At 52.0% G+C, this 15744-nt stretch carries 11 protein-coding genes and 1 pseudogene; 3 read left to right on the top strand and 9 right to left on the bottom strand.

The features are described from left to right. Positions 1 to 41: 41 nt before the first annotated feature. The 5 genes from NIM72_RS00610 to NIM72_RS00590 form a co-directional block, all read right to left on the bottom strand. Positions 42 to 1355, bottom strand: coding sequence for an FAD-binding oxidoreductase (locus tag NIM72_RS00610; RefSeq protein WP_253417824.1), 1314 nt, complete (start codon positions 1353 to 1355; stop codon positions 42 to 44). Between the two features lie 186 nt (positions 1356 to 1541). Next, positions 1542 to 2159: a dTMP kinase gene (locus NIM72_RS00605; RefSeq protein WP_253417822.1), complete on the bottom strand. Its 618-nt coding sequence runs from the start codon at positions 2157 to 2159 to the stop codon at positions 1542 to 1544. 364 nt (positions 2160 to 2523) lie between these two features. Further along, on the bottom strand, positions 2524 to 3210 hold the full coding sequence (locus NIM72_RS00600; RefSeq protein WP_253417820.1) for a hypothetical protein: 687 nt from the start codon (positions 3208 to 3210) through the stop codon (positions 2524 to 2526). Positions 3211 to 3403: 193 nt separating this feature from the next. After that, on the bottom strand, positions 3404 to 3940 hold the full coding sequence (locus tag NIM72_RS00595) for a GDYXXLXY domain-containing protein (RefSeq protein ID WP_253417819.1): 537 nt from the start codon (positions 3938 to 3940) through the stop codon (positions 3404 to 3406). After that, the gene (locus NIM72_RS00590; protein ID WP_253417817.1) at positions 3927 to 6137 is read right to left on the bottom strand and encodes a DUF4401 domain-containing protein; all 2211 of its coding nucleotides are present in this window, start codon (positions 6135 to 6137) and stop codon (positions 3927 to 3929) included. Before NIM72_RS00590 ends, NIM72_RS00595 begins: the two co-directional genes overlap by 14 nt. 377 nt (positions 6138 to 6514) lie before the next feature. Between NIM72_RS00590 and NIM72_RS00585 the strand changes: the two genes are divergently transcribed. After that, positions 6515 to 7873: an esterase-like activity of phytase family protein gene (locus NIM72_RS00585; protein ID WP_253417816.1), complete on the top strand. Its 1359-nt coding sequence runs from the start codon at positions 6515 to 6517 to the stop codon at positions 7871 to 7873. A gap of 130 nt (positions 7874 to 8003) precedes the next feature. Here NIM72_RS00585 and NIM72_RS00580 read toward each other — a convergent pair whose 3' ends face one another. Together NIM72_RS00580 and NIM72_RS00575 are read right to left on the bottom strand one after the other, a co-directional pair. Beyond that, on the bottom strand, positions 8004 to 9032 hold the full coding sequence (locus tag NIM72_RS00580; RefSeq protein ID WP_253418319.1) for an aldo/keto reductase: 1029 nt from the start codon (positions 9030 to 9032) through the stop codon (positions 8004 to 8006). A 10-nt stretch (positions 9033 to 9042) separates the two neighbouring features. After that, a complete protein-coding gene (locus NIM72_RS00575) occupies positions 9043 to 10005 on the bottom strand; it encodes an aldo/keto reductase (RefSeq protein ID WP_253417814.1) in 963 nt (320 codons plus the stop codon). A gap of 112 nt (positions 10006 to 10117) precedes the next feature. Here NIM72_RS00575 and NIM72_RS00570 point away from each other — a divergent pair, with 112 nt between their 5' ends. Continuing rightward, positions 10118 to 11011, top strand: coding sequence for a LysR family transcriptional regulator (locus NIM72_RS00570; protein ID WP_253417813.1), 894 nt, complete (start codon positions 10118 to 10120; stop codon positions 11009 to 11011). Between the two features lie 397 nt (positions 11012 to 11408). Here the strand turns inward: NIM72_RS00570 and NIM72_RS00565 are convergent, their stop codons facing one another. Further along, positions 11409 to 13325: a methyl-accepting chemotaxis protein gene (locus tag NIM72_RS00565; protein ID WP_161736122.1), complete on the bottom strand. Its 1917-nt coding sequence runs from the start codon at positions 13323 to 13325 to the stop codon at positions 11409 to 11411. A 736-nt stretch (positions 13326 to 14061) separates the two neighbouring features. On the opposite strand from NIM72_RS00565, the gene NIM72_RS00560 reads away from it, so the two are divergent. After that, a complete protein-coding gene (locus tag NIM72_RS00560) occupies positions 14062 to 14313 on the top strand; it encodes a hypothetical protein (RefSeq protein ID WP_161736722.1) in 252 nt (83 codons plus the stop codon). Positions 14314 to 14874: 561 nt separating this feature from the next. Here the strand turns inward: NIM72_RS00560 and NIM72_RS00555 are convergent. Next, positions 14875 to 15646, bottom strand: a pseudogene (locus NIM72_RS00555) (helix-turn-helix transcriptional regulator). Positions 15647 to 15744 lie beyond the last annotated feature (98 nt).

Raw genomic sequence — 15744 nt, 5'->3', positions numbered from 1 at the left:
TATCCTCATAAGCGGTCTGTTCAGGCCCGTTTTTATAAAAATCAAACTTCCTTACGGCCCAGATATCGCTCTTTCATCAGCGACAGGGCAATGCCGATATCCAGCGCTGGCGAGGGTGGCATGACATTGGCTTTGCCCAGCGACAGCATATCTGCAATATGCGGGTTATCCTGTTTCATCATGAAATCCGCCAGCAGCGTGCCTGCCACGGTCTGCTTTGAAATGCCTGCGCCGTTACAGCCGCACGCCGTGCAAATAAATTTGTTCAGCATACCCCATTCCGGCGCGCCGTTACGCGTGACGCTGATGGTGCCAGACCAGGTATGGGTTATCTTCACACTGCCCAGCGTTGGATAGACTTTCTTAAATAAGTGCTCATGCAGTTGGGTCGCCTCATAAGTCCGGGCCGCATTTACCTGTCCCCTGAGCGCGGGTATGACATGCTGGCGAATCAGGAAACGGCGATCTGAGGTAAAACGAAAGGTCGCTCCGGCAATGGCGTTAACCGGCGTGAGTCCCCAGCTCTGCATGGGGGGCAGGGTAACCAGTTGTTCGTCCGTCAATGGATCGGTGATGCTGGCGAAGGTAGCCATGGCAGCCTGACGCGAAAGTCCCGGACGCAGCTCCGGTGATAGTGCGTTGGTGGCCAGCATCACTTTTGGCGATTTAATCACCCCAAAAGGTGTCAGCACTTCAGCCGTGCTGCCGTAACGGATCCCCAGCACGGGTGTGTTATCGAAGCGCTGAACATTCTCAGGTAAACACGCGTTCAGGCCAGCAATCAGCTGTGCTGGATTAACCAGCACGCAGCCCGGTGTATAAATCCCTTTGCTGTAAAAGCGCGTACCGAGTTTATGATACAGCTCCTCACTGTCTGACATCTGCCACGGCTCGTTCATCAGATCGAGATGGCTGGCATACTCCTTTAAAATAGCGTCATTACCATGTTCAGCCTGACAGTGATATTTGCCGACCCGTTCCCAGTCGCACTGAAGATGATGCTGCGAAATAACCTGCTCCAGCTGACGAATGCCTTCCTGAAGCAAGTTCCGGTATGCGTTTGCCTTCTTTAATTCAGCAGTTGAACTGCCAATATTATGCGGCAGGCCGATAACGAAGCCGGAATTACGTGCCGATGCGCTTTGCTGCGTGCTATGAGCTTCGACGATAATGATTTTCAGGTTCGGATTGATTTCTGCCAGACGGCGCGCAAAGGCGACGCCTGCAAATCCTGCCCCGACGATGACCCAGTCTGCAGAGATATCGCCCTGCAACGCTGGCTGTGGCGAAAAACTGTGCTCACCCGCAGGCCAGCCCGGTTGATTATGATTGAATGGTATTGATGCGTAGCGCAATTCCCTGTGCCTTATATAAAAAATAAAGCAATTTTATAGGGGAAAGCGGGATGCCAGTGCCAGCGGTAATCTGACTTATCTTGATTACAGACAAGTAAAATAAAGGGTTTTTTCTGCACAACCCGATGCGCGCGGATTTGCGGAGGAAAGAGGATAACGCGCCCACAGAGTTTTATGTTTTGCTATTCAGGAGCGGTAAAGCATGCTGTTAATTTCAGCCACCACCTGCATCGTTGCCTCATCAATGCTCCCTTCATTGCGGCATAAAAACCAGCCGTTATTCGCAACTTCCTGCTCAAACGCGCGGGTGCAGGCGATATGTTCTTCCAGCCGGTGAATTACCGTACTTCCCAGGCCACGCGATCGTGCTGCGGCTCTTTCCCAGGATACCTCGGGCGCAGTGACCACCCCGACATGCAGATCTGGCGCGCGGACGTTGTGCTCACGGTTTAGCTGCAGAATCTCTGTAAACGGAACCATCCGGCGAAACGCGGCATCCGATGGATACCAGCGATCCATCAGGATAACGCTGTCCTGCGGCTGTTTAGCCAGTACGTTCTGTGAAATCCAGGCGCGGCTGACAGCAAAGCGCTGACAGATTTCCCATTCCAGATCTGCCGAGGGATCTCTGGCGAGCCGGTTAACCAGCGCCATGGATTCCGACCTGAAAGGATCGCTCTTTTTCTCGCTGAGTCGGATCACTTTCAGGTTGTCTGCCCTGAGCACTTGCGTGATGGCCTCCAGCAGCGTGGTTTTACCGGCTCCCTTGGGGCCATCCAGAGAAACAAACAGCTGACGACTCATGCCCGGAATGACGATTGAGTCAGGATTGCAGTAAAAGGTACATTCGCTAAAAGCATGTTATTTCCTGGTGTGATAAGCGGGTATTTTCCTGAGCCGTCAGCCCTGGTTGCGAGAACAGAATCGAGGAGTAGTCACAGACAATAATGGAACGGCTCTGCCTGGCAGGCTTTATCATCCTCTTTTCGTGCTCATGAATTAAAACCTGCGTCCTGTAGTTTACGGGAACAGCCAGGTAAACGAAAAGATCCTGATTTAGTCTGCTGACGGAGGGTTTGAGAGAAAAACGGACCTGAACGTATGCGGCTATAAGTAAGCTCACATAGATGCAGGCTAAAAATCGTTTCTGACAGGGAATCACATCGCATCAGTTAACCCGTAATGGATAACATTTGGTCCAGTTGTAGTTGATCTTTGCCAGCGTCAGTTCTCCGGCTACCTCCCCAAAATCAACGGCCTGACGTTCCAGAAAATAGTGACGTAAGGTTGCGGGTAAAAAAGCCGCGTTGTAGCGCAGCAGGGTGCTATGCCAGAAGGGGGCCGGTAATGGGCTGCCCGAATGACGCATCATCAGCTCATTTTTCCAGTCAGAATCGAGCACCTTTTCGCAGAATGACTGACGCATGGCTACGGCAGGACGTTCAGGGATCCCTGCGAGCAACAACTGACCGGGCAACGCAACGAGCCGGAGATCCCTGATAACGATTTTCTTCGCCTCAAATCCGCTCCAGATAGCCGTCAGCTGATCCACTTTTTCAGGCAACGGCGCGTTTTCGTGATAGAGCGGCAGGGTCAGAGGTAAGAAGGTAAAATGAAAACCGTCTGCTGGCAGAACATCGGCAAGCTGATCATCTCGGGTGAGTTGCTGCAGTTCACGCAGCAGACGTGAGACATCAGAGGATACAGACGGCTGACTGCCTGCTGCGAGAGCGAGTTTTACCGGATCGTAGTAGTTTCCTTGCCTGATATCGCCAATGCCTGCATTTTCCCGCCACATCCCAACGGTATTCTCATTTGCAGAACGGTAAATGTTGTGCAGATTTATCGACTTCATATCAGACCTTTTGCCATTTAAATCTGTTTATCGCTAAGGGTATTTCTGACTGACGTTTCAGGCTACCTGATTAATCCGATGGCCGCAGACCTGCGAAGGCATCGTGATGCGCTGTTACAGAAACCCTTTTAGTAAAAGCTATCAAGGCCGTCTGCCAGCCTGTTTTGTGCTGTTCAGTGAGCGTCTTGCATAGCTAAGGCTGAATCACCTTTCCCTGTTCATCAAGCAGATCCGTCAGAAGTGCTGTGCCGTCGCTCCCCACGCGAAATGCCCCGTATCGTGCCTGCGTGAAACGCTCGCCATGACCTTCCTGAAAGAAATAAGCGTTGGTGCCGACGGTCAGCGAGCCGGCGTGTTGATGGTATTTTACCCGTAGCTGATTCGTCTGTAGCGGCTCACCCTGATCAAACCGGGCCTGAGTTGCATGACGCTGCGCATCGAGGTCCACAATCAGAGTTCCGCTGGTGGGCAGGCATGGCGCTGACCGGGTTGCGCCGCAGGCCACCGCCTGTTGATACAGGTTCTGCTCCAGCGGTCGGGTGAGGGCATAATTCAGCGCCATGTAATCACCCTGCATCAGGGAGCGCGGGTCAACCGGCGCAAGGGGTAATATCATGACCGCGCCCTGTTTCAGCAACTGCTCTTTTTGCCAGATGCTGACATTAACGGTCACCAGCGCCAGCGCTATCACCGCGCCTGTCAGCCATCGGCTCTTTTTACGCGTTCTCACTCGTACCTCCGATCTGTGCGGGTAACACTTTTGTGACGACCCACGCCAGCCCCAGCAAAATCAGACCACCAGCCAGCAGCAACAGCGCTTTATGCAGCAGCAGCACTTCCAGGAAGTAATACCAGCCAATGACATACAGCACCATGAACCCGCCACTGACCACCAGCAATCCCGGACTTCCCTGATAACGTGCCATCAGAATTAACCACAATCCCAGCCCGATACCCGGCGCATAAAGGGCGGCAGCCCCGCAGATAACGGCGGCGGGCAGCGTGATGATCGAAAACAGCGGCTGACTGCTCTTTTTCTGACTGAGCGCACTCAGCACTAAGCCTGCCGCAATACCGGTGCCTGTCGCAGGCTGAAGCATAGAAAACTGCGCAGAAGACCAGAGTAAATTCATGAGAACCGCCGCGTTTATGCCAAGTGAACTCAGCACCATCAGACCCGCCGGGATGCCATACAGCAGGGGATGCACGGCGTCAGCATAGGGTCCTGCCAGTAATCTCAGTTGATGACTGACAATCCACAGCCACAAAAACATCACCGCTGCCACCAGCAGGGAAACAGCAACGTGGCCTGCCGTTGGCGACAGGTAGAGCAGGGAAAGTAAATAGCCCGCCAGCACCAGAAAAAAAGTCAGGGCAGTGATGGCCATAAAGCGGTAAGTGCGGTCCGGCATCGCCACCGCCATCGCCGCGAGAATCGGTAATGCGCACAGTGAGCTCAGCATCATAAAGCTGACGTCATCGCTCTGGATTTGTAACACAACGCCGATAACCAGCCCACACGTCGCCGCAATGGCCCATGCCAGCCCAAGGTGATACTTACCGTCACGATCGCTGCGTAACAGGCCGCGGGCAATCACGGCGAGGACCAGTGAAGGCACGATAAGGGTCACAGCATTCGGGTCGTCGAGCAGGTCAGTGCTATAGAGCACCAGCGCCATCAGTAACAGAGTGATGAGCGCGGCGACCCAGCCTCCGACGCTCAGCGCCAGCCTCAGATACCAGGGCAGATTGGATGCGTGACCGCGTTGCTGAATCTCCCTAATCTGTGCGTCGCTCAGCAGGCCCTGATGACGCAGGGCATCTTCCAGGAAGGTCAGCCTGGCCGGAGCCTGATCGAGCGGTCCCTTTTCAGCCAGTTTGCGCTGCCACTTCAGCAGGATCGAACCATTTGCCGCCACCCAGAAAATCATCAGGACGCCGGTCAGATACAGGTCAGCCGTAACATAGGCCACAAGGAATAACTGCATGATCAGTGCGCAGCCCACAATCGTCAGACTGGCGATGCCCAGCGTCAGCATACAGAGATCAACATGGCGATAATGGTACAGGTAATAGCCTGCCAGCAGGGTGGCCACCCAGCCGCCCGTGACTAACGTAAAGTGGTTAGCACCGTGCCCGTCAGAGATATTTCCGGCCACGATGCCGGTCAGCAGCAGCAGTAAAAATCCGGCCATGACGCGTGAGAACCAGCGGCTTGCCAGCCAGCTCTCAGGATGATGCGTTATTGCCCGACAGGCCAGAAATTCCCTGATAATCAGGCAGGCTGCCAGCAGTGCCAGATAGACGTGCAGCACTGTCGTCGGGAGCCAGAAGAAGCTGTCAGACACGGCGAGCTCCAGCAGTGACGTCGGCAACGTGGCGGTGTAATAGAGCTGGAACGCCAGGTTAGCGACCAGCCAGCTGCAAAACCACAGGCTGTTTTGCCGGGCAATCAGCGCCAGCGGCAGAAGAATGCATAACCAGGCCCGGAATAGCTCCCAGCTATCCGCACCCGTCTGATAAATCTGTCCGTAAAGCGCAAAGAGAGCACCGAAACTTAATCCTGCTGCCAGCAATGCGCTGCGTGCCAGCGTGCTGTACCAGCGCCACCAGACCACTACCGCCAGCGCGACGATCAGCAGTTCGGTCAGGGCGAATTTCGCCATCTTCGGCAGCCAGGCCCAGTTCCAGGCAATAAAAAATACCGACCCGGCAACCAGTGACAGCAACCCCAGAAAGCTAAGCATCGGGATAAGAAACTGACGCCATTGCGCATGTGACGGCCTGATACCACAGAAAACAAAGATGCGCTGGCAGGTTTCCGGGCTCAGTCTTCCGACGTTGACCAGACCAGCAATCTGACGGCAAAGATACGCTGCCGTTCGTGATGGCATCCCGGTTATTCCATCAGGTGCAATCTCCCTCATACAATCTCTGCCTCTGTTTGCGGTGTGAGTTTGATGACGATAACCACGATTCTTCCCTACGCTCACGCTTTGCTGAGCGGCCGATAATTTTGCTGAACAAATGTAAACATCTTTTGCGGGATATAACAGTGTCAATCTAATACGAGGGGGGAACGCTGCGCGATCCGCCACACTCTTTTGAATATGAGCATCGCTGACCAGAGCACCTGCGTTTACTGATGTCATAATCCTGATCGTTTTGTCTGAACAGACAGGTCCATCCCACTGAGCTCACGGGAAAATAATCACTCTGTTAACCGCCAATGTTTCCCGGTGATTTCATTTTTCTGTCACTTTTATTCTTTAGGCTCGTGGCTTTCCTTAACGGATATAAAAATATGAAAATAAAAGCGATTTCTCTGCTTATCGGTTGCGCACTCTCTTTATCAACATTAGCGGCACAGCCGAAAGTTGAAAGCTACGTCGTCAGTTTCCCTGAAGGAACGCGCGTGAGCTACAACGGGGCATTCGCCAGCGCATTTCCTCAGGGTCTGCCGGTGGGTATTGGTTCCGGTTTGCTGTTTACCGGTAAGCAGGGGGAGGCGCTGACCTTTGTTACCGTCACCGATCGCGGACCCAATGCCGACTCACCTGATGTCGGTAAGAAAGAATCAAAAATATTCGTCACGCCGGACTTCGCTCCACTGCTGATGAATATTCGGGTGCAGAACGGCAAAGCCGAGGCCACGGATGCCCGACCATTGCATGACGATAAGGGCAATATAAACGGCTTGCCGTTGCAGGATGGCGTCATTGGATCAACTAATGAAGTCGCGCTAAGCGATACGCTGAAAGCGCTGCAGGGTGACAACCGTGGTCTGGATACAGAAGGTATTACGCCGGATGGCAAGGGCGGATACTGGCTATGCGATGAGTATGGTCCGTTCCTGATTAACGTAGATGAGCGCGGTAAAATCCTGGCCATTCACGGGCCGCAGGCAGCCGAAGGGGAGAAATCCATCGCAGGCGGTCTGCCGAACATACTCAAATGGCGTCAGCCAAACCGTGGCTTTGAGGGGATCACCCGCATGCCCGATGGGCGTATCATTGCCGCGGTGCAGAGCACGCTTAATATCGACGGTAAAAGCAAAAAGCAGGCGCGCTTTACCCGCCTGGTGAGTTTCGATCCGGCGACCGGGAAAACCGCGATGTATGGTTACCCTATCGACAGCGAGGCTTACAGTAAAAACAGTGACGCAAAAATTGGCGATATCGTGGCGATCGACAATCAGCATATCCTGCTGATAGAACAGGGCACCGATAAAAACGATGCGATGCGCAACCTTGTCTATAAGGTGGATCTTAGCCCGGCTACCGAGCTTTCAGCATTTGATAAGCCCGGTGAATACCCGGAGTTTGACGACGGGAAAACGCTGCTGAAACGCGGCATTAAGTTTGCCGCTAAAAAGCGGGTGGTTGATTTACGTCAGCTCGGCTGGCAACAGGAGAAAGCCGAAGGGCTGGCGCTGATCGACGATAAAACGCTGGCGATCACTAATGATAATGACTTTGGCGTGAAAGCGGTGATGCAGGATCCGGTTGAAGGTAAGAAGCGTAAGGATTATCGGGTGACGGAGCAGGGGACGCTTAAGGTTGATGACAAGCCGGTTGCCACGACCATTAGCCTGAAGCCACTGAAGAAACCGGAGTCGGACAGTGAGTTGTGGGTTGTTACGCTGGCGGAATCGCTGAAATAAGATTCAAAGGAGTAAAACGTTAACGTTCGTTTTTGGCACAAAGCGGACAGATGCGCATGTTAATGTCCGCTTTGTGCCAGAAGCGGACGTTGACATGCTACACAGTGAAAAAATAGTGAAGCTTACTTACTCAGTTTTTTTTATCTGCATTGGTTAGTGGCGTATCCTTATCGACCCAATCCATCATTAGCGGAGCCCAGCGTTCGCCTTCAACTGAAACAAGAGCCGCCGCTCGTTTGATCTCAGTCAACTCAGATTGCGTCAGTTTTACCTCGGCGGCAGCAATATTTTCTTCCAGCCTGTGCAGCTTGGTCGTACCGGGGATCGGAACGATATATGGCCGCCTGGCAAGGAGCCATGCGAGCGCTATCTGTGCCGGTGTACTGTTTTTATCGGCAGCAATCCGTTTGAGTAGATCAACAATAGCCTGATTTTTCTCCATTGCTTCTGCTGTGAAACGCGGCAGAGCTTTACGGAAGTCGCTGTCAGCGAGTTGCGTTTCTTTCCCCATGGCGCCGGTCAGGAACCCTCTTCCTAATGGGCTGTAGGGCACAAAACCGATGCCGAGCTCGTCACAAGCGTCGAGAATACCGTTCGTCTCTGGATCGCGAGTCCAGAGCGAAAACTCATTCTGTAGCGCCGTAATCGGCTGCACTGCATGCGCGCGACGAAGCGTCTGAATGCTGGGTTCAGACAGACCGAAATGCCTGACTTTTCCTTCAGCGATGAGGTCCCTGACTGCGCCGGCTACCTCCTCGATCGGAACGTTTGGATCAACACGATGCTGATAGAACAGGTCGATAACATCGACACCGAGTCGCTTCAGCGAGGCTTCCGCAACCTTGCGGATATTATCTGGCCGGCTGTTGAGGCCCTGGATCTGGCGGGTATGAGGATCGATGTCGAACCCGAACTTGGTAGCGATAACCACCTGATCGCGAACAGGAGCAAGTGCTTTTCCCACCATCTTCTCATTTTCGGACCCACCATAGACCTCAGCTGTATCAAAGAGAGTGACGCCCCGTTCGACCGCCTGACGAATGAGCGAGACTCCCGCCGCCAGCGGCAGAAAGTCTGCATAGGTAGGGCTCAGCCCCATGCAGCCGAAGCCAATGATGCTGACCTCAAGGCCACTTGATCCAAGTACACGCTTTTGCATTGTTTTATCCTTACGCAGTTCGTTCGCCATGTACTCCAAGGGAATGGAAGCCCTCGTCGATTTCACGGATGTCCTGATCGGTCAGGGTCAACCGGATCGCGCCTAAATTATCCTGGAAGTGCTTGAGCTTGGTGGTGCCGGGGATAGGCACGATCCAGGGACGCTGCGCCAGCAGCCATGCCAACGCAACCTGCGCTGTCGTTGCGTCTTTTCGTGTCGCTACAGTCTGCACGACATCAAATAATTGACGATTATGTGAGCGTGCTTCCGGAGTGAATCGCGCAAAGCCTGCGCGCATGTCGCCTTCTTTGGTAGGTGTGTCTTCGCTGATCTGACCGCCAAAAAAGCCCATACCCAGCGGGCTCCAGGGCACGAATCCGATGCCGAGCTCTTCGCAGGTCGGCAGCACATCGGGTTCAGGATCGCGGGTCCAGATTGAATATTCGTTTTGGACGACTGCAGGGGGATGAACGGCATGCGCGCGGCGAATGGTTTCGCCGTCGACTTCGGATAGCCCGTAGTGAAGTATCTTGCCCTCCTCGACGAGATCCTTGAGTGTTCCTGCGACCTCTTCGATTGGGACTGCAGGATCGAGCCGATGCTGGTAAAACACGTCAATACGATCAGTCTTTAACCGACGAAGCGACGCTTCTGCGACCTCCCGAATATGGTCTGGACGGCTATTGAGGCCTCGAACAGAGCCATCGGGTGCAAGATCGAAACCGAATTTCGTGGCGATCACTACTTTGTCACGGATTGGTGCCAGCGCCTCGCCAACGACCTCCTCGTTGGTGTATGGGCCATAGAACTCGGCAGTGTCGAAGAGCGTAATCCCATGCTCATGCGCGGCACGGATTAACGCTATCGCTTCTTTGCGATCAGTCTCAGGACCATATACCCGGCTCAGGTTCATACAACCAAAGCCCAGTTCTGAAACCTCAGGGCCATTTCGGCCAAGTAAGGGCTTTTTCATTCTAAAACCTTATTATAATCAACGAAAGTATCTGTCCACGTTAATTATATGGCGCGAATGGGTTCATTATAATACGGTGTTATATGCTAAGACCTATGAGGAAATCTCATTAATGCCTCGCCTGAATTTGAACGATTTGGCCTTATTCGTCGCCGTCGCCCGGGCGCGTAGCTTCACGAAAGCAGGCGCCCAATTGGGGGTTTCTCAATCGGCCTTGAGTCACGCGATGCGGGGACTGGAGGAGCGGCTTGGTGTGCGCCTCCTTGCACGAAGCACCAGGAGCGTATCGCCTACTGAAGCTGGCGAACGACTACTCCGTTCGCTTGCCCCTCGACTGGAAGAGATCGAAATGGAGGTAGCATCAATCGTCATTTCACGAGATCAACCTTCGGGCACCATCCGATTGTCCGCTCCTGAACATGCGGCACGCACGATCGTCTATGCAGCAGTAGCTCGGGTCGTTTCCGAATATCCTGACATTTGCGTCGAAATCAGTGTTGATCACGCGCTCATCGATATTGTTGCCGACCGCTTTGACGCGGGTATTCGCCTGGGTGATCAGGTCGCATCCGACATGATCGCGGTGCCTATCGCGCCCGGCCTGCGGATGGCGGTGGTCGGTACACGTTCCTATTTTGCTGCCCATCCAGAGCCACAAACGCCCAGCGATTTGGCCCGACACAATTGCATCACTTTGCGCCTTCCCACTTACGGCAACCTGCTCCCATGGGAATTTCAGAAGGGCGGGAAGGAAGTTAGCATCAGCGCGGAAGGCCAGCTTATTTTCAATACCAATAGCCTTGGTCTCCAGGCGGTAATGGGCGGACTAGGTTTGGGTTACTGTCCTGAAGATGAGGTCGAGGAAGAAATCGTCACAGGACGTCTTATCAGAGTGCTGGAAGATTGGTGTCCCATTTGGCCCGGGTATCACCTCTACTATCCCAGCCGGCGACAGCAGACGCCTGCGTTCGCCCTACTTATCGATGCGCTTCGATACAGAAAGTAAAGTAAACACTTTAGGTGATATCGGGAGTGGCTTTATAAGCTTCTTACTTTCAGCTGGCATCAGTCTGCTCATAGTTTGTTTTGTGCCAGAAGCGGAAGTTGCACATGTGAAGTTATGTTCAACCTATTGGAAACCTTAAGCTGTCAAAAGTGAAACGTCCGCTCCTCGCTCAAAGCGGACATTGGCCTGCACAACGTCCGCTTCGTGCCAGAAGCGAACATTCGGAAGAAATCATAGGTAACAAGCAGATGTGTCGGCTGATATCAGTGCGTATTAGTCAGCAGGGCGCAGCCCAGACTGACTCAGCGTCATAAAAAGGCTTGTCACCTTACCGATATAATTTACGGAAGGAAACAGCCAGATGAGGTTAAACCCACCTCTGGCTGCCGGATGGATATCAGAAAGTTTCCCAGTTGGTTTCTGATGTCCTGAAGGACGACTGAGGTTTTAACACAGGCGTGACCGCCTGAACCTTCGGCGTCAGCAATCCGGAAGAAGGCACACGGAACACGGCAACGGTTCTCTCAAGCTCGAGCGCCTGCTCTTCGAGGCTGCTGGCCGCTGCGGATGACTCTTCAACCAGCGCAGCGTTCTGCTGAGTAGTTGTATCCATTTCCGTCATGGCCTGCGCAATCTGCGTGATCCCGCGGTTCTGTTCGTCCGACGCAGCGGCAATTTCACCCATGATGTCCCTGACCTGCGATACAGACCTGACGATATCCTCCATCGTATTGCCAGCACGGTTAACCAGCTCGGTACCGTTACTTACCCGGCTTAGAGACTCACTTATCAGCGTCTCAATTTCTTTTGCAGCAAGCGAACTGCGCTGCGCAAGGTTGCGGACTTCACCGGCAACCACAGCGAATCCGCGCCCCTGCTCGCCAGCCCGGGCCGCCTCGACTGCGGCGTTTAGCGCAAGAATGTTCGTCTGGAAAGCGATGCCGTTAATAACGGAGATGATTTCCCCAATCTTGCCTGAACTCTGACTTATTCCCCCCATGGTGCTAATCACGTCGCTGATGATATTCCCGCCGCGGCTGGCATTGTGTGACGCGTCGGTAGCCAGCTGGCTGGCGTGATGCGCGTTCTCCGCATTTTGCTTAACCGTGGATGTCAGTTCTTCCATGCTGGCAGCCGTCTCGACCACTGCAGCCGACTGCTGTTCGGTACGTGACGACAAATCGGTGTTACCGGCCGCAATTTCAGAGGAGGCGCGGGCAACGTTATTCACGCCGTCCCTGACCCGCGAGATGATGTTACGCAGGCTCTGGTTCATGGTGCCCACGGCAGTCATCAGCTCGCCAAGCTCATCAGTGCGGGAGCTGGTTATTTCTGACGTCAGGTCACCTTCAGCAATACGTTTTGCAGACGACAGCGTTTCTCTCAGCGGGATGGTGATGCTCCGCGTCATTCGCCAGGCAATAATGAGGCTGAGAATAATACAGGCGAGGGTAGCCAAACCAATCTGCCAGATTGCGGTGTGGATATACTTCTGAGCCATCTCTGACTGAAAGAACGCGAGTCCTGTGATGGCGCTATTCAGTTTGCCTGCCGCTGCGGTCATTTCCTCTGAAGCCAGGCTTTCTGCCCGCACCGAAAGGAGATAATTATTTAACAGGGCGGAACCCGATAAAGTTTTCTGGTCCACTTCCGCCAGTATTTCAGCGAGCGCATTGTCAGAATCGCCTTTGAGCTGGTTAACAAGCAGAGCAATCGTGTCCCTGATCCCAGTGAATTTATCCAGCGCGACAGACTCTGGCTTTCTGATAAAGGCCTGGATATAAAACGCTGCCTGCTCTGTTTTGAAACTGAGAGAAAGCAGGGGCGCAGCAATCCCTGCGGGGACAGAAGCCTGACTGGAAGCCAGTTTTTCAGCCAGTGAGGCCAGATCCATCGTGTTTATCTGACTAAACGCGAGTGCAGCCCTGTCACTGCTCTCAAGAAAGGCCCGACGTTTTTCCTGATACTGCGCCAGAACCACGCCCAGGAGAGAAAGCCTCTCACTTCCTTCGGCTGACCACGAGTACTTATCGAGACTGGTTCGTAAAGCAAACAGCTGATTCATCGCCTCGCCGTTAATCTCGATAAACTTTTTATCCCGGGTGTACTGAAAAAGCGTGCGGTTAAGCCTGGCTTTTGCCAGCGTGTCCAGCATCTGAACGGTAACATCCCGCTTGGCTGAGTTTTCCTGAATACTTAAAAAACAGCGAAACGCGAGCGCCGCTATGATAACAGAGGCCAGGATGACCAGTGTGAATCCCAGTGCCAGTTTGCCCCCTATTTTTAAATCCGTAACTTTTTTTATAATATTCATTTTAATAATCCCAGTGTTAAATAATACCCTGCTCCTGAAATAACCTCAGGCTTCAATACGGTATCGGTAAAAAAGATGCTTTGTTTACACCTTTTTTGAATGCATTTAAAAAGATGTTTTCAGGAAGGATTTAATGAGTCATCCCGCTTTGGTTAGTGCTGGACACTACCTGGATTGATTGTCATTGCGGTTATGGTTTGGTATCAACCTTGTTTTAGCGGACAGACAATTAATAAGCATCTTTACTTGTGCATGAAAGGAAATGTAAATAAGTGCGTGTAGAGAAATGCGCACGTTTGCATTCATCATGCTCACCCACAGTGTGCATCCAAAATAAACCACGCAAGCTTATGATAAATATAGCTAAATATCATAAATCTTGTATTGGGCTACCCATTATCGATAGCAGAATGAGATTAAACCTGTGAAGGCTTCAATCACACTTTTACCGTGATAATTTCGCTTTTTAAGAACGTATAAATATTTTATTGTAAAAATTAAAAAACGCCGGTTTTATCTTAAAGTATGGTGCGATTATGACGATAAACTGTCACAGGCAGGCCTGCAGCAGTAGTCCTGAAGAAATAAATCAGCTAAACAGATTAGCTGCAAACACAGGACAGGTAATATGCTGGAATCCTCAACTTCAATCAATCTCTGAATGTTTAGTAAAATGATATTTTGTGTGGCATGTGGATTGGAAATGTATTAATGAATTTAACCTGAGGAGGAGACTATGCCACTACGAGATGAAGATAAAGGGCAGACAATTATTAGCGAGGCCGCACTACGTCTGGCCCTCGCTGAAAAAGAGATAAATATTAATTCCCTTTTGATTGAACTGGGACACATGGCAACAGATAACTGCCACGACGAGCGCCTCAATAAAATTTTTGTAGCCAGAACATGGCTGAGAGAGTTCATCACTCCGGTTCCTGCCGAACAGCACGCACTTTATCTGCAGATACTCGCTAGCCTGAATGAATAAAATAACTGTTAAAAAAGCAGAATCCCTGTGAGGCAGCAATGATTCCATCGGACTCAGGCGGGGCATTCCGTCACCACATAAAAATGTAATACGGTGACCTTCTATGACCGCTCAAAACAATCCTGTTTTTTTACACCTCCTACTGGCACAAAGCTGACCTTGAATAATAGGTTTGCTCACAGCCAGAACAACCCGTTCCCCCAGCGCAGATTCCTGGTGGCGGGGGCTGCATGATCTCCACGCTGTTGATGACGCTGCTGCTGCACGGGTTATAGCGATCATATTACCCAGCCTTACACGGGCGTTCACGTACATCCGGCTACATCAGTAAGGGTTTTATCAAGCCCCGTGTGTTGCAGACTGTCGCGAAGCCCGGCGTAATTTCCTTCTGTCAGACGTATCAGGATATTCAAAAAAAGCGCCAGCGTGCGTCTCTTCACCGTCAGTGAAGCGAGAGCCGTTCAGGAACGCCCCTGTTTTAACCGAAGTGCATTTTCAGCGTAAACAGACTGTCTTTTACCTGCGTCTGTTTTAATTGAAAGGCGGAAATTGATTCACAGATTAAGGCAAAAAATCACGCGGTGTTGAACTCAGAATGGAACGGAAAGCAGCGCTATAGGACGCCGGACATGAAATGCCAGGCTCATAAGCGGCCTTTTTGATTGGAATGCCATTCGCGAGTTGATCCAGCGAAACGTAAATCATTGCTCTTTGTTTTCAGGTGTTGAAACTACAGCCCGTACCTTTAATAAACAATCGCGAAAAGGTACGCTCTGACATCGCCGCTATAAAAGCGAGAAAACTCATCGATGCTTCTCAGCGTTGGTTAACCAGTAGTTCCCTGACAGCAGAGAATAATCGCTCATCATTTGGCATTGGAAGTACTGCAGTTAATGGTTGAGTTTCGCTGAGTATTTCCAGAAGCAACAGGGCCATATTGCGCTGACTCGGTCTGTTGTCGTTCTCACTGAACAGACCTGTTATCAGTTCTTTCACCAGGGGCAGCGCCGTAATGACGTGTACCGGGTCACTCTTCGTAAAATTGGTGCATTCTGCGAAAAGGCTGCAACTAAAACAGACAGCCCTCAGATCGGTATGAGACAGCAAATTGTAACTATGGATCTGCAGAGGTGGCAGCCACAATGCACGCTGAGGGGGATAACCCATCGGTTGTTTTCCGTTTCAACCAGCATGACCTCCTGACGGCATAGCGTTATTGCCACTCAAGATGATGTTGGGGAGGATCGATTTATCCACGTTGATAGCTTATAGCCGTGCCAGACCAGCCAGTAAAGTCTTCATGTCCCGGCGCTTTATCTATACTACCTGGCATTTCAGATTCAGACCCTGCCACTATGATACTTAAATCGGAATCATCCGGCGTGCGAGTTCACGGGATAGAGAATGTTTATCGCCAGATTATCCCAGGTA

Origin of the sequence: Pantoea sp. B550 (assembly GCF_024158165.1) — a bacterium.
Taxonomy (GTDB): domain Bacteria; phylum Pseudomonadota; class Gammaproteobacteria; order Enterobacterales; family Enterobacteriaceae; genus Pantoea; species Pantoea alfalfae.
The sequence above is the reverse complement of the archived record's forward strand: the minus strand, read 5'-3'. Positions and strand labels throughout refer to the sequence as shown.

Bases quoted from the DNA above. Each gene is read 5' to 3' on its own strand.
- NIM72_RS00590 (WP_253417817.1), bottom strand. From the start codon at position 6,137: ATGAGGGAGATTGCACCTGATGGAATAACCGGGATGCCATCACGAACG.
- NIM72_RS00565 (WP_161736122.1), bottom strand. From the start codon at position 13,325: ATGAATATTATAAAAAAAGTTACGGATTTAAAAATAGGGGGCAAACTG.
- NIM72_RS00605 (WP_253417822.1), bottom strand. From the start codon at position 2,159: ATGAGTCGTCAGCTGTTTGTTTCTCTGGATGGCCCCAAGGGAGCCGGT.
- NIM72_RS00580 (WP_253418319.1), bottom strand. From the start codon at position 9,032: ATGCAAAAGCGTGTACTTGGATCAAGTGGCCTTGAGGTCAGCATCATT.
- NIM72_RS00600 (WP_253417820.1), bottom strand. From the start codon at position 3,210: ATGAAGTCGATAAATCTGCACAACATTTACCGTTCTGCAAATGAGAAT.
- NIM72_RS00570 (WP_253417813.1), top strand. From the start codon at position 10,118: ATGCCTCGCCTGAATTTGAACGATTTGGCCTTATTCGTCGCCGTCGCC.
- NIM72_RS00575 (WP_253417814.1), bottom strand. From the start codon at position 10,005: ATGAAAAAGCCCTTACTTGGCCGAAATGGCCCTGAGGTTTCAGAACTG.
- NIM72_RS00585 (WP_253417816.1), top strand. From the start codon at position 6,515: ATGAAAATAAAAGCGATTTCTCTGCTTATCGGTTGCGCACTCTCTTTA.
- NIM72_RS00560 (WP_161736722.1), top strand. From the start codon at position 14,062: ATGCCACTACGAGATGAAGATAAAGGGCAGACAATTATTAGCGAGGCC.